This window comes from Collinsella sp. TF07-1 (genome assembly GCF_003437235.1).
Classification (GTDB): Bacteria; Actinomycetota; Coriobacteriia; order Coriobacteriales; family Coriobacteriaceae; genus Collinsella.
Genome location: NZ_QSRV01000022.1, coordinates 25795 through 40787 on the forward strand (window position 1 = coordinate 25795; position 14993 = coordinate 40787).

Here is a 14993-nt window from a genome sequence, read left to right on the forward strand (position 1 = left end):
TGCCCGGTCAGCGGCGCGCCAATCGCTTGGTATACTTACAGTAGTGCTACCAGCCGAGCCGCCGACCCTTGAAATGAGGTGCCGAGATGAACGACATTCTCGCAAGAAGTGCAAGACGAGCAACTGTGGGCATCGCCCTTTCCGCGGCACTTGTCGCGGGAATCGCCCCCGTAACGGCGATCGCGGCAGAAACCAGCTCCCCCACCGGTGCAGTTGCCTTGCAGACGGAAGATGCGACCGCCGCAAAAGAAAGAGCGTATGCAGCCATGCAGGAAGCGCTCAAAAACCTCGAGGCCGCAAAAGACGCCGCAAGTACTGAGAAACTTGCGGTAATCGATGATGACATTGCCGCTTTTCAAGAGATCTACGACATGGTGGTGACGGAAGCCGCCAAACGGAGGGAACGCCTTCCCGCCATGCAAGCGAACGTCGATGCAGCCCAAGCCAAATACGATGAGGCCCACGACCGGACAAGCGGCCTTCAGGCAGAATTAAATAAGGCAATCGACGACGGAGCTTCTAACGAAACTATTAAGCAGTTGCGAAGTAAGATCATGTCGGCAGAAAGGCGAGAAAAATCTTGTGAAGATGATCTTCACCACTGCCAACGCCGGCTCGAAAGCCAGAAAAAACAGGTTCAGTATTTCGAAAGTGAGGCAAAGGAAGCTAAAGCCCACATCGACGAGGACATAGCCAAGCGAACTGCGCTCCTTAGCGATTTGGAAAAGGCGCAAGCGGCCTATGACGACGCCTGCAAGGCATACGAAGAGGCGAAAGCCGCGGCAGACAAGGTCACCTCGCCCGAGATAACGCAACCGACCGAGACGACGCCTCCCTCCAACTCGGCGCAACCCGCCGAACCGGCACCGCCCGCCAGCTCGCCCGCGACCGGCAAAGGCGCCACACCGAGCTCCACCAAGCAAGCGAACGCGAGCAGCGGCAAGCCCGGCAAGCTCGCAAACACGGGCGACACTGCACCGAGCGCAATCGCACTCGCAGCAGTCGCCGCCGCAGGCCTCGGAATAACCGCCACGGCTACACGCCGCATCAAGAACTCAAAATAGCTGCCAGCGGTTATTGTCTTCGCCAATCCACAAGCCCAGAAACAAAGCGAGGCCCGTTTCCCCAACCCAGGAAAACGGGCCTCTTTACTTGGAAAAACAGATGATAATGCCACCGTCTCTTGAACCACGCAGCCATCAATGCCCAGACAACACTAGCAAGCCGCGTTCCTTAAGGGATAGATTTAATGGCTGTTAATCAAGGGATATACGCGCACGCCCGATCAATGGCGGGCAAACCGCCTGATATACTTACATTAGTGCTACCAAGTTAGTCGCCGACCCTTGAAATGAGGTGCCGAGATGAACGACATTCTCGCAAGAAGAGCAAGACGAGCAACTGTGGGCATCGCCCTTTCCGCGGCGCTTGTCGCGGGAATCGCCCCCCCCCCGTAACGGCGATCGCGGCAGAAACCAGTTCCCCCACCGGTGCAGTTGCCTTGCAGACGGAAGATGCGGCCGCCGCAAAAGAAAAAGCGTATGCAGCCATGCAGGAAGCGCTCAAAAACCTCGAGGCCGCAAAAGCCGCCGCAAGTCCCGAGAAAATTGCGAGATTCAATGATGACATTGCCCGTTTTCAAGAGCTCCGCGACAAGATGGCGGCGCAAGCCGCCGAATTGAGGGAATCCCTTCCCACCATGCAAGCGGACATCGATGCAGCCCAAGCCAAATACGACGAGGCCATCAACCGGGCAAGCAAGCTCCAAGCAAAATTAGACATGAAACTTGAGGAGCTTAAGGCAGTCGAAGCACTCGGCGACGAGGAGCTTGCCGAAACTATTAAACAGCAAATAAAGTCGTTGCGCCAAGAGATCGTAACGGCAAAAGCGCGAGTTGACTTTTGCGAAATGGAGCTCCGCGAGGTCCAGGACCGCCTCAAAAGGCAGGAAAGACAAGTTAATGACTGTGAACGTTCTGCAGAGATGTATAAAGCCCATGCCGACCAGTTCATAGCCTGGCGAGATGCGCTCCTCGACAATTTGAAAAAAGCGCAAACGGTTTATGACGACGCCTGCAAGGCATACGAAGAGGCGAAAGCCGCGGCAGACAAGGCCACCTCGCCCGAGATAACGCAACCGACCGAGACGACGCCTCCCTCCAACTCGACGCAACCGACCGAGACGACGCAGCCCACCGGCTCGTCCGCGACCAGCAAATACGCTCCATCGAGCTCCACCAAACAAGCAGATACGACCGCCGACAAGCTCGCGAACACGGGCGACACAGCGCCGAGCGCAATCGCACTCGCAGGAATCGCCGCCGCAGGACTCGGAATAACCGCCACGGCCACACGCCGCATCAGGAACTCAAAATAGCTGCCAGCGGTTATTGTCTCCGCCAATCCACAAGCCCATAGACAAAGAGGCCCGTTTCCCCGACCAAAACCAGGGAAACGGGCCTCTTTACTTGTAAAAACAAATGGTAATGCCACCATCTCTTGAACCACGTAGCCATTGATGTCTTGGCGCAGCCAGCGAGCGACATCCAGGGCGAACAAGTTGGCATGAAAAAGGCAAGGCATAGACCTTCTGGTCATGCCTTGCCTTTTGAATGACAAATTGTCGCTCTGGGTGGCGCGCAGCGTCGAGCATTGCGCGGTTTGGTAAAACCGCGCAAAAAGAAAGCCCGTGCGCTCGATGGATTCGGATGCCCGACAGAGGCTCCTTATGGCTGCTTCCTTCCGGACCTGACCAGATTCGGAACATGTCGTCATCCGAACCCATCGAACGCGCTAGGCGCTCGGTATATCTTACCCGCTCCCGCCCGCCACGGCAAGTGGGGCGAACCCATCGGATGGATTCGCCCCACTCGTCCATATCGTTAGCGGCGCTTGCGGTACAGGACCGCGCCGCCCGCGACGGCCAGCGCACCGATGCCGGCCATGGCGCCGAGTGCCTCAACCGGCAGGCTGCGGTCGCCGGTGTCGGGCATGCCGCCCTTGGAGCCGTCGCCGGAGCTGCCGCCGGAACCGCTATCGGAACCGCCATCCGAGCCACCGCCCGGCGTGCCGGGGTTCTCGGGGGTGCCGGGGGTCCCGGGATTCTCGGCGTAGCTGTTGGTGAAGACTGGCGGCAGGTTGGCGTCGCCCTCGTAGGAGACCTTCGCCGACAGATAGCCCGTCTTGGTGCCATCTGCCGCCTCGTCGCTCACCGTGACGACGATCTTGTGCACCGCCTTGTCGTAGGTCACGTGCGCCTGGCCGTCGTCGACCTCGCTCACCGTGAAGGTGTAGGTGCCAGCCTGCTTGAACGTCAGCGCATCGAACGTGACGCTGCCGTCCACGGCATTCTTGGCGGTCGACATGACCTTGCCGTCCCGGCCCTTGAGCTCAAAGCTAAACTGGCCCGCCTTGAGCTCGGCGCCCTTGAGCACCTTGGCGGCGCCCAGCTTGAGGGTGACGGGTGCGGCCTGGTAGCCGTTGGTGAAGGTCACCGAGGTGTCGTTCGCGGGATTGCCCTCGGCATCCATGAGCTCGTGCTTGACGGTAAGCGTGCCGTTTTTGGCATCGGCAACCGTCGTGCGCACGCAGTACGTCGTCTTGTCGTACGTCACGCCGCCCGCCGTGCCGGCGACCTCGCGCAGCTCGTAGCTGTGCGTGCCGGGCGCGGTGTAGGTGACGGGGCTAAGCGCGACCGTGCCGTCGGCGGCGTTCTTGCCCGTCGCCGCGACGCTCTCGCTGCCGTCGGCGGCAAGCTCGACCAGCTGGAACTCGAACTCGCCCTCGGCCAGGTCACGGCCCTTAAGCTTCTTGTTCACCTTGATCTGGTCGGTGACGGAGCTCGGCGTCGGGTTCACGCCGTAGGTGTTGGTGAACTCGAACGCACCCCTGCCCTCGGGCGTGCCCTCTGCGGGCAGGACCTCCGCGGCGAGCGTGCCCGCATTGGTGTCCTCGACGACCCTGACCGTGAAGGTCCTGGTCGCCGTCGCGTCATTGACCACGCCGTCGACCGAGCCGGACTCGCTCACCCGGTAGGCGAACGTCTTGGTGCGCAGGCCGTCGCCGTCGATCTCGACGTCATCGAGATCGCTCGGCTGCCTGAACGTGACGTGGCCCAGCACGACATTGCCGACGGCGTCGTTGGTCGCCTCGGTCACCGTCTTGCCGGAGGCGTCGACCGGTGCGGGCGCGCCATCCAGCGGCTCAATCTTAAAGGCGTACTTGCCCTCGATGTCGGCCTGCGTGAGGCCGAGTCCAGCCTGGCCGAGCGCCAGCGTCTTGGTGCCCGCGAGGTCGACCGTCGCCTCGCCGGCGCTATAGCCGTTCACGAACGACAGCGTGCCGTCGGAGCCCTCGGGGTAGACCACGGCCACATCCAGCCTGCCCTTGCCGTCATCGGTCACCTTGACCGTAATGCCGAAGCTCGATGCGGCCGCCGTCACGCCCGCGGGCAGCCGGCCCGTGCCGTCCTCGGAAACGGTATAGGGAATGACCCAGGAGCCGTCGGCGGCCCTGGTGGCGGTGCCGTCCGCCACCATCTGCTCGAGAGCGTCGGTGGTGTAGGCGATGGACGAGAACGCAAGTCCCGCGGCCTCGCCGTCGCCGGAGGCCTGGTTGGTCGCGATCGCGACCACATTACCCTGGGCATTGCGGACGGAGAACGAGAACTCGCCCGCCTTCGCGGCGCGGCCCGTCAGCGTCTTGGTGGCATTAATTGCCACGTTGCCCTCGCCGCCGAGCTTTCCGGTGGCCTCGTAGGAGTTCTCGAACGCGACCGTCACGGGCGCGGGCGCCGCCGTGGCGCCATCCGCTGTGGAGACCTCGCTGCGTGCGACCTCGACACCGTCCTTGGCAACTGTGGTCGTGACCGTAAGCTTGCCCGTCGCGGCATCGTAGGCGGGCGCGATGGTCACCGTGCGCGGCGCGGTGTCGTTGGTGTAGCCCTCGCCGCCGAGCTTGGTCTCGGTGACGGTGAAGCGATAGACCTTGCCCGCGTCGGCGTCGGTGAACTTCACGTCGCTCTCCGCGGTCCCGCCGATGAGGTCGACCAGGCCGGCCGCACCGTCATCGACCGCGGCCACGGCGTAGGCGTCCTTGCCGGTCTTGAGGCCGAGCTTGGCGGCCGTCTCGGCGTCCGCGGTCACGGTGAAGGCGAACTGCCCCGCCTCCATGGCGCGGCCGGAGAGCGTCTTGGACAGGCGCACTCCCGCGCGGGCCGAGTAGTCGAGCTCGGTCGTGTAGGTGTTGACGAAGTCGCCGCCGCTCGCCTGCGCGATTGCGGGCGTCGTGGCCGTGAGGTTGCCGGAGCCGTCGTCGGTCACGGTCACCGTCATCGTGGCGGTGTGGCCGTCGTAGGCCACACCAGCGATGGCGGAGCCGTCATCGGGCCTGACCTCGCGCACCGTGTAGGTGAAGGTCTTGGCGCGCACGCGCTTGCCGCCGATCTCGGCGAACCCGGCGTCCTTGATGTCATCGAGCGTGTAGCGGATGGGGCCGAAGTCGAAGGCGACCCTATCGCCCGCCTTGGTGCCGGCGCCGGCCGTCACGCTGACGGTCTTGGAGCCGTCGGCAGAGCCCTCGGGCATGGGGGCGCCGTCCTCGCCCGCGAGCGTGAACTGGAAGCTGTCGCCCTCCGCCCAGTCGCGGCCCTCGAGCGTCTTGGTGAAGAGCCCCGCGGTGGAGACGTCCCTGCCCTCGGTGGCCGTTCCGTACGTGTTGGTGAACGCGACAGTCGCGCCGTCCTCGGTCACGGCGCCTTCGGCCCCCTCGGCCGTGGTCGCGTAGCCCTCGGCGGCATCCTCGGTCACGGTATAGTGCGCGCCCACGGGTAGGCCGGAGATGATCTTCTCCCCGCCATCCTTAAGCGTGAAGTTCGCCTTGCCGCCCGCGAACGTCACGGCGTGCTCGCCCTTGCCGAAGGTGCCGGAGACGGGCTCGCCGTCCCCGTCGGTCAGCGCGACCGTAAAGCCGAACTCTCGCTGGCTGTCGCCGCCGACGACCGTCTTCTTGACGGTGAGGCTGCCCTCGCGGGACACGCTGTTGTGGGTCGTGTTGGTCTGGGATTCGTTCTCCCCCACCTTGACCGTGGCGGTGTTGGAGATGTCGTCGACCACGGCGGCTTCGGCGGAGACCTTCACGTCAAAGCTGAGCGTGCCCGTGGCGCCCGCAGCCTGCTCGCCGAGCGACCAGGTAAGGGTGCGCGTCGCGGCGTCGTAGGCGGCACCGTCGGCAGAACCCTCAACATAGTTAACGCCCTTGGGCAGGACATCGGTCACCGTCACGTCAGCCGCCTGCGCGGCGCCCCTGTCGTCGACGCTGTTATTGGCCCAGCCGATGGTATAGGTGAGGGTATCGCCCACGCCCACCAGCCTGCCATCCACATTGACCTTGGCACCCGAGGCGTCCGCCTTGGTGACGGTCTTGGTGTTGTCGTGCGGCGTGAAGGTGTTGGTGAAGGTCTTCTTGCCCCGCTCGTTGAAGATCTCGGCCTTAAGGCCGGCACCAGTCTGAGTCACTGCGATGTCGAAGGTGAAGGCATGCGCATCGTCCTCAATCAGGACATCGCCGCTTGCTTTCTCGGTCACGGTCGCGTGGTAGGTGCCCAGATTGGTGAAGCTGAGCTCGCCAAAGGAAACCTTGCCGTCCTTGTCATTCTTCGCCTCGATTGGGTAGCCCTCGAGGACATTGCCCGCGCCATCGGTGAGGGAGAGCTCGAAGGTGAATTCCCCCTCCTGGAGGCCGGGCTTGCGGCCTCCAGCGAGCACCTTGGTGAGCTCGGGGACGGACGCCGTGGCGGGGGCGGGGTCGAAGGTGTTGGTGAAGGCGGCGGAGGCGACCTGATCGGCCGAGATGGAGCCATCGGCCCTGGATCCCTCGGCTCCGTTCACCGCGGTCGTGTAGCCCTCGGCGGCACGTTCGGTCACCGTGTAGGCAGTTCCCTCGGGCAGCCCCGTGATCCTCGCCGTTTGGCCATCTTTGAGCTTGAGGGTCGCCTTGCCGTCCTCGAACGTCGCGTCACCGTAGGTGCCGGATACTTTGCGGCCCATGGCATCGGTGGCCTCAACCACAAACTTAAATATCTTGTCCGCGTCGACCGCCAGGCCCTCGCGCGCAACGACGGTCTTGGAGACGTCGAGCTCGCCCGTCTTCACAGTGTTGGTCACGGTGAAGCCGCGCTCGGCGTCGCCGGTGACCTTCGAGCTGTAGCCCTCGACGGGGTCCTCGGCCACGGCGTAGCCGATCACGGAGCCGGACTTGGAGTACTTGGGCAGGCCCCCGAAGGTGTGCTTCCAGCCGTTGGACTTCGACAGCTCGGCCGACTCGCCGGTGTCCTTCCCGTCGGCGAGCAGGCGCACGGTGGCCTTCTCGGCCGCCGGGCCGACCCACTTCTTCTCGACGGGCACCGAGACCTTGGCCGTGGAGGTGTTGGTCACGGTGAAGCCGCGCTCGGCGTCGCCGGTGACCTTCGAGCTGTAGCCCTCGACGGGCACCTCGGCCACGGCGTAGTCGATCACGGAGCCGGACTTGGAGTACTTGGGCAGGCCCTCGAAGGAGTACCTCCAGCTATTGGACTTCGACAGCTCGGCCGACTCGCCGGTGTCCTTCCCGTCGGCGAGCAGGCGCACGGTGGCCTTCTCGGCCGCCGGGCCGACCCACTTCTTCTCGACGGGCACCGAGACCTTGGCCGTGGAGGTGTTGGTCACGGTGAAGCCGCGCTCGGCGTCGCCGGTGACCTTCGAGCTGTAGCCCTCGACGGGCACCTCGGCCACGGCGTAGTCGATCACGGAGCCGGACTTGGAGTACTTGGGCAGGCCCTCGAAGGAGTACCTCCAGCTATTGGACTTCGACAGCTCGGCCGACTCGCCGGTGTCCTTCCCGTCGGCGAGCAGGCGCACGGTGGCCTTCTCGGCCGCCGGGCCGACCCACTTCTTCTCGACGGGCACCGAGACCTTGGCCGTGGAGGTGTTGGTCACGGTGAAGCCGCGCTCGGCGTCGCCGGTGACCTTCGAGCTGTAGCCCTCGACGGGGTCCTCGGACACGGTGTAGTGCGCGCCCGCGGGCAGGTTGGAGAAGACGCCCTTCCAGTCGTTGGACTCGCTCAGGGTGATCGAATCGATGACGGTATCGCCGTTCTTGAGATTTACTTTGACCTTATTAGGATGGGGAATCCTGGGGTTCTCCCAGACCTTTTTGATGGGAATGTCGATGTTCTCGGACTTGCCGATGATGACACCGCCGTTGGCGCCGATGCCGCCTCCCCGCTCGGCCGTATTGCCAGAGATCGTCAGCGACGTCTGACCGCGGCCGAGGTTATACACATCCTCGCTCATCACAGATTTAAGCGCGACGTTCGGCGTGGCGTCGGTAAAGGACAGGGGCTCGCCGTTGCCACCGTCGGGAGAGAATCGCGGGATTTCGGTGTTTGTTTCCGCATAAGTGCCTTCGGGGTTAAACAGCCCACCGTCTCTGTACCAGCTGACCTTTCCGCCGCCCGGAGCGCGGTTGGCCAAGGTCAGTTTGTATTTGGCGTCTTTGAAGCCGGTGAAGACGAGGTCGTCTCCCGCCTCATCGGCCGAGTTCCTGGCGATCAGGCCACCGTTCTGGACGTAGACCTTGGCATCTCCGGTCGGGCAGAACCACATGCCGCCGCCCTGCTTTTTCGCATGGTTATCAACAACGAGAGCGTTTTCGATATGGAGCGTGCTATAGACGAGATACTCATTGCCTTCGCTATATACGCCGCCACCCATATTCCGAGCAGTATTGTCCTTGATCTCGCCCGCACTGAGCTTGACGTCATCTGAATAGGTATAGATGCCTCCGCCGGCGGAAGCGGAGTTACCCGATACGGAGCCACCTTTCATAGTGAAAGCGGTATGGTCCCTACCACCCTGCTGCAGGCCGCGATCGACCACGCACACTCCGCCGCCTTTGCCATCAGAATACGCAATATTGTCCTCGATCTTGCCGCCCTTGAGGGTAAACTCGGCATTCCCTTCGACGTGCACTGCGCCGGAGGGAGTTCGATTCCCAAGCTTATAGCCTCTGTTGCGCACAAGCTGACCACCGGTCATCTCAAAGGAGGCTCTCTGGTTACGAGCCTCGCTGTACATGACCACCGCGCCGCCCTGATAGCCGGCGTTATCCTCGATACTGCCGTTACTCATCTCAAGGTGGGCATCGCCCATCAGCATGATGCCGGTAGACGAAAGGTAATTACCATCGCCGTCTGCGGAGAAAGACACGTGATTCTTACGGATAACGCCGCCCTTCATGACAACATGAGCGCCGTCTTTCGCGTGGACAGCGCCGCAATACGCGTCCTTAAGTTCGCACTGCTCGATAACGCCGCCCGTCATGGTAAGCGAAGCCTTGTCTCCCGACACGTCGATGACACCCGTATTGACGGTGTTCGCAGCGCCGTCGCACACAACGGCCTCGTCAGAGAGCACAACCGCTCCCCTGCTAGAAATAATGGCGCCCTTGTTGTAGCGACCACTCAGGGACACTTTCCCCGACAGCTCGAGGGATGCCCCCTCGGCAACATTGACCAGTACGGAGAAGCCGCTTTTCTTTGCCAAGATGGTATAGGGCTCATCCGACGTGATCTTAATCATCTTCCCGGCAGGAATCGTGAGCGTGGAGCCAAGCTTCACGTGCTTTTTCAGGGTGATGACGGTTTCCTTGTCATAGGGGGCCTCGTCGACCAGATCCTGAAGGGTCTTGGTGCTGTCATCGCTCACGGTACCGCCGACGCCGTCATCGATGTGCTCGCGCGTGTAGACGATATCGACGCCAGAGGACGGGAGGTTCTCCGAGCCGGTGATGTCGTCCATGCTGTTTTCGATTGTGATCTTCTGAACCGTGCTGTCGTCAAACATACCCAAGGGTATTTTGGTGAGGCCGCGCCCGATCGTCACATCCCTCACGCCACCTACGCCCGAGAAGGCTGCCCTGCCAACGGAAGTCACGGAATCCGGAATGGAAAGCTGCTCCGGCAACGTGCCGTAATAGAAGGCGTAGTCGCCAATTGTCTCAAGTGTCCTGGGAAGCTGGACGGCGACGTTGCTCTGGATAAAGGCCCAGTCACCGATACTCTTCAGGTTGTCGCAAAGCCCCACGATCTTAACCGGCGTATAGCAAAACGCATAGCCCGGAATGCTCTGAAGCGAGGACAGGTCCACGGACGCCCGCAGATTTTTGCACTCGCGAAAAGCCCCGCTGCCCATCTTTGTCACCTTGCTTAGATTGGGCACACTCACCAGGCTGGCACACCCCTGGAAAGCAGAGGATCCGATGCTCGTCAATGTGCCCGGGAAATCAATTCCGGTTAAACTCGAGCAATTCCGAAACGCCCCATCCCCGATGGACTCGATTTCGCTCAGCGCGGTGACGGACGTGAGAGAGGTGCATCCGTCAAACATGTGCGAGGGGATCTTGGTAACCGAAGCGGGCAACGACACGCTTGTCAGAGACGTGCAGTCTTCGAACACGCCCGTTATGGTGTCGGAGAAGGCGACATCTTTTGGAAACTCGATGCTTGTGAGGGCCGTAGCCCCCTCGAAGGCGCCCGAGCCCGAAATCATTTTGAGGGTGGAGGGGAGATTGATCTCCGAAAGGCTGCTGCAGCCATTGACCATCATGTTGGCGCTAATCTCCTCGACGCCCTCATCAAAATAGAGCTTTTCGAGCGAGCCAGCGTTTTGCAGCGAGCAACCGAAGTTCTTGATGGAGCCAGGGATATGGAGCTCCTTGACCTTTACGAACTTCCGGAAATACCATCCGCGCACGTTTTCGAGCGTGTCGGGAAGCGTCAGCTGCTCAACATTCTCGGCCACGATACCAGACGAGAAATAAAGTTTGGTGACTTTGTAGGTCTGGCCACCATGCTCGATGGAGCTGGGCACACTCACCGCGGTCACACTGTCGTCGGCAACAATACCTGTGATTTCCGCCGTGCCCTTATCCGTGGTCTCGCACGAATAGGTCACGCCGTCCTGGGTGATCTCAAACTCCTCCGCAGTATACGCAGTCCGCGATTCCGTGGCCGCATATGCGACACCGGCCGTCGCGCCAACGGATAAACATCCGAAGCCGAGAACCAGCGCAAGGCAGAGAGCAGCGACTCTCTGCCCCCCCCCGCCGAAAACTTTCCTCTCCAATTCCCTTCTCCCCCTCTGGTGTCGCCTTCTCTTCCCACGAGCGATCTATTGATTAAGGACAGTTAAAGACAACATTATGACCAAAGAGGCCCATCATGGAGATAATCCACGTCTTCGCCCGAAATGGTAATTAATTGGCATGATTAATTGGCGAACAACTGAACGAAGAGCAATCTACTAATGGCACATAAATGGCGGCGTCAACACCTGAAGTGCAAAAAGACTACTTTTCTAGATGCGGCCGAGGTCGTAGGCTCGCGCAACAGACTCGCCGGCACAGATGAGGTTGGTTGTGGCTTCTTGCGAATCGAGTGCCCGCTCCAGGTCCATGGGCTTGCGGCAGATCGGCAAAACCAAGTCAATACCCTGCCCATATACCGCATCCAGGTTGACAGCGCGACCGCCCACGACAGCGATCACCGGCTTGCCACACCGCTTGGCACGGCGTGCCACGCCCACCGGCGCCTTACCGGCGGCGGACTGCTCATCCATATTGCCCTCGCCTGTAATGACCAGGTCGACATCGCGTACACGCTCGTCAAACCCCACGAGATCGAGCACCGTCTCCACGCCCGAGCGCAACTCGGCACCGAGCGCCAGCAGCGCGGCACCTAGGCCGCCGGCGGCACCTGCGCCGGGCACGCCGAGCACCGAGCCAAATGTCCGTGCGCCCTCGGGTGCGCGCAACAATCCCTGGACTCGAGCTCCGGCAATCGCAGCGTCGAGCAAGCGGCCGTAGCCGACCATCCAGCTGTCGCACCTGCTCAGCGCCTCGGCATCATCAGCCGGCAGACCCTTCTGTCCGCCGAACACCGCAAGCGCGCCGCGACGCCCCACGAGTGGGTTCTCGACATCCGAAAGCACAACGATACGAGCGCCATCCAAAGCCTGCAGCGCGGGCGCCAAATCAACGCTCGCCACCCGCTCAAGGCCTGCAAGACCGGGGGCGACATCGCATCCCTGATCATCGACCACACGCGCGCCCAGCGCCTGCAGCATGCCGGCGCCACCGTCGTTGGTGGCACTGCCGCCCAGACCAATATAGATAGTCTTTGCCCCAGCACGGACTGCGCGAAGCATGAGCTCGCCCACGCCATAGGTTGTAGCAACCAGCGCCGACGACTCCGTGCAAGGCGAATACCCAATGCCAGCCGCCTCGGCCATCTCGATGACCGCGGACTCGCGCTCGACATCAACCAGCATCCGGGCAGACGTGCGCTTGCCCAGGGGACCTGCCACCTCGCAGGTCACAATCTCACCGCCGCACGCGGCAACGGCATCGAGCGTTCCCTCGCCACCATCTGCCAGCGGCAAAGCGTTCAGCTCGGCATCGGGCCAAACGCGGCGCACGCCTTCGGCAACCGCCGCCTCCGCCTGCGCGCTCGAAACGCTGCCCTTAAAGGAGTCGATCGCCAACAGCACACGGCGGGGTCGGCGGCACGCAGGACCAAAGTCAACCGCCGTGTCAGTATCCTCACCGACACCTGCAAGTGCTGCGGCGTGAGCGGCGTGTGCTTCAAGATCGGCCCCACAACCGCAGCCAGCACCATCGGTGCCACGCAGCCTACTAAAATAGCTGCTCAACGCCTCACGACACTCGTCTGCCAGCACGCCGGCGGTCACGTTAAACCGATGATTCAGGCGCGAATCGGCATTCAGGTCATACAGCGAACCCAGAGCGCCCGCCTTGGCATCAGCCGCGCCATACACGCAGCGTCCTACGCGCGCGTTAACCATAAGCCCCGCACACATGCAGCAGGGCTCGAGCGTCACGTAGACCGTACAGTCGGAAAGGCGCCAGCGACCGAGCGACCGAGCGGCAGCGCACAGGGCCGCGAACTCTGCATGCGCCGAAGGGTCCTGATCGAGCTCACGACGATTATGCGCCCGCGCGACAATCTCACCCGCGCGCACCACCACAGCGCCAATGGGCACCTCGCCCACCGCCGCGGCGGCGCGCGCCTCCGCCAACGCCTCGCGCATGAACTTCTCGTCGATTTCGGTGCTCGTCATCGTTCGCCTTCCCTGTTGCAAATTCAAAACGATGCTATCATTACGACTCACGGAGAGATGGCAGAGCGGTTGAATGCGGCGGTCTTGAAAACCGTTGAGCGCGAGAGCGTTCCGGGGGTTCGAATCCCCCTCTCTCCGCCACTTTTAATGATGCACCGGTGTCATGGTCCGCTCAAACAGCGCATCGACCACGTCGGCCATCTCAGGTCGACGCTCAAGATCGTGGCCCGATTCCCACCATATCGTGAAAAGTCGAATAATACCGCCGGCGACAAACTCAGACGTCGTCTCGAGTGACACGGGGGCCAGGGCATCCTCGGCAAGCACGTTCATCACACGCTCGCGGATGGAGCGGGCAATGCGGTCGCAAATAACGTTTGTCAGCATGCCCGACATGCTGCTTGCCAAAATGTTATCCATGAGCTGCTCGTGCGCCAGAATCAAATCCATGGCATCGTCCAAAATCGCGTGCCGAAGCGCGCGCACGTCCTCGGCAGACACTGCGCCGGCCTCATCGGGCTGTTTTTGCGGCAAGCCCGACATGAGCTCATCGATATAAAAGGCAAAGTAATCGTTCTTATCGCGAAAGTGCTTGTAGAACGTCGTGCGGCGAATCATGGCACGGTCGCACAGCATGGCAACCGTCAGGTCCTCAAAACGATGCTCCTCGAGAAGCTCGGTGAAGGCATCGAACAGGGCGCGGTAGGTTTTCTTAATGCGAAGGTCCACTGGTATCGCCATCCTCAGGGCAAAGACAACGTTCGTCAATCTGTCGCATATCTTACACCTGTACCTCGCGCGCTTTGCCCCGGTGCCAACCCCGCCGAAAACATAACGCTTACCGGAAAGTTCGGCACGACAAAACGTTGCGGGTATACTAGTAGCGTTATACCAACGGCAGCTGGCGCATGCCGCCGCGGCCATTCGAAACGGAGACATCATGATTACCGTCATCATCGGCATCGTTGTTGTCATTGTGATTGTCTGCGCCATCGCCGGCATCTACAACAACATGGTCACCAAGCGTAATCGCATCGATAACGCCTGGCAGAACATCGATACGCAGCTGCAGCGCCGCAACGACCTGATCCCCAACCTTGTCGAGACCGTCAAGGGCTACGCCAAGCACGAGCAGGAGACGCTCTCCGCCGTGATCAGCGCGCGCAACACCGCCGTCAAGGCCACCACGCCCGAGGCCAAAATGGAAGCCGACAACGTGCTGACCGGTGCGCTGCGCCAGCTCTTCGCCGTAGCCGAGGCCTACCCCGACCTTAAGGCGAACACCAACTTTACGCAGCTCCAGGCATCGCTCGAGGATACCGAAAACAAGATTAGCTATGCACGCCAGAGCTACAACGATTGCGTGCTCAGCTACAACAACGCCATTCAGACGTTCCCGGCTGTCATCTTTGCCGGCATCTTCCAGTTTAAGGAGCGCCAGGGCTTCGAGGCCGCCGAAGCAGCCCGCCAGGCACCGACCGTCAAGTTCTAGTAGTTTGGCAGCGCATCCTTAATCGGCCAAATGTATAAACCGCCCCGTCGAACGCATACTTCGACGGGGCGGTTTCCTTTTTCGCGAAGGTCCCCCTCTAAGCGCCGTGCATTTTTAGGAGTATTCAACATAACCAAGGGCTTCGGGCACCGCGATAAATGCCAAAGACCGCGAATATCCCTGCAAATCAAACGCTGTCAGCCCATAACCCCGCCCATCATTCGTAGAAAACATCAAGAAATCCCGATTTTTGCCCGAGGTCGGTATGCAGGGGCCTTCGATTGCAGAATACTCGCAAAAATGCACGTCGCCATCACCCCCACATG

7 protein-coding genes, 1 tRNA gene and 1 other RNA gene are annotated in these 14993 nt (G+C 61.6%); 4 read left to right on the forward strand and 5 right to left on the reverse strand.

Translation table 11 applies throughout. The annotated features are described in order from the left end of the window. Positions 1–86: 86 nt before the first annotated feature. Together DXC67_RS08325 and DXC67_RS08330 are read left to right on the forward strand one after the other, a co-directional pair. A complete protein-coding gene (locus DXC67_RS08325) occupies positions 87–1064 on the forward strand; it encodes a hypothetical protein (protein ID WP_117638046.1) in 978 nt (325 codons plus the stop codon). 437 nt (positions 1065–1501) lie between these two features. After that, positions 1502–2377, forward strand: coding sequence for an LPXTG cell wall anchor domain-containing protein (locus DXC67_RS08330; protein ID WP_147327777.1), 876 nt, complete (start codon positions 1502–1504; stop codon positions 2375–2377). A 315-nt stretch (positions 2378–2692) separates the two neighbouring features. Here the strand turns inward: DXC67_RS08330 and ffs are convergent. From ffs to tadA, 3 genes are all read right to left on the reverse strand, one after another. Beyond that, an RNA gene (gene ffs / locus DXC67_RS08335) (signal recognition particle sRNA small type) lies at positions 2693–2788 on the reverse strand. Between the two features lie 94 nt (positions 2789–2882). Further along, on the reverse strand, positions 2883–10991 hold the full coding sequence (locus DXC67_RS08340; RefSeq protein WP_147327778.1) for a Spy0128 family protein: 8109 nt from the start codon (positions 10989–10991) through the stop codon (positions 2883–2885). 402 nt (positions 10992–11393) lie between these two features. Then, positions 11394–13175, reverse strand: a complete 1782-nt coding sequence (tadA, locus tag DXC67_RS08345; RefSeq protein WP_117638049.1) for a tRNA adenosine(34) deaminase TadA — start codon at positions 13173–13175, stop codon at positions 11394–11396. A 51-nt stretch (positions 13176–13226) separates the two neighbouring features. On the opposite strand from tadA, the gene DXC67_RS08350 reads away from it, so the two are divergent. Then, positions 13227–13316: transfer RNA gene (locus DXC67_RS08350), tRNA-Ser, on the forward strand. Between the two features lie 3 nt (positions 13317–13319). Here DXC67_RS08350 and DXC67_RS08355 read toward each other — a convergent pair. Further along, positions 13320–13904: a TetR/AcrR family transcriptional regulator gene (locus tag DXC67_RS08355; RefSeq protein WP_158551589.1), complete on the reverse strand. Its 585-nt coding sequence runs from the start codon at positions 13902–13904 to the stop codon at positions 13320–13322. A gap of 211 nt (positions 13905–14115) precedes the next feature. Between DXC67_RS08355 and DXC67_RS08360 the strand changes: the two genes are divergently transcribed. Next, positions 14116–14667, forward strand: coding sequence for a LemA family protein (locus DXC67_RS08360; RefSeq protein ID WP_082421874.1), 552 nt, complete (start codon positions 14116–14118; stop codon positions 14665–14667). Between the two features lie 114 nt (positions 14668–14781). Here the strand turns inward: DXC67_RS08360 and DXC67_RS10675 are convergent. After that, a partial coding sequence (locus DXC67_RS10675) for a hypothetical protein (RefSeq protein WP_233503211.1) occupies positions 14782–14993 on the reverse strand: 212 nt, incomplete at its 5' end.

Excerpts from the sequence above, each read along its gene's own strand:
- DXC67_RS08325 (WP_117638046.1), top strand. The coding sequence starts at position 87 with ATGAACGACATTCTCGCAAGAAGTGCAAGACGAGCAACTGTGGGCATC.
- DXC67_RS08360 (WP_082421874.1), top strand. The coding sequence starts at position 14,116 with ATGATTACCGTCATCATCGGCATCGTTGTTGTCATTGTGATTGTCTGC.
- tadA (WP_117638049.1), bottom strand. The coding sequence starts at position 13,175 with ATGACGAGCACCGAAATCGACGAGAAGTTCATGCGCGAGGCGTTGGCG.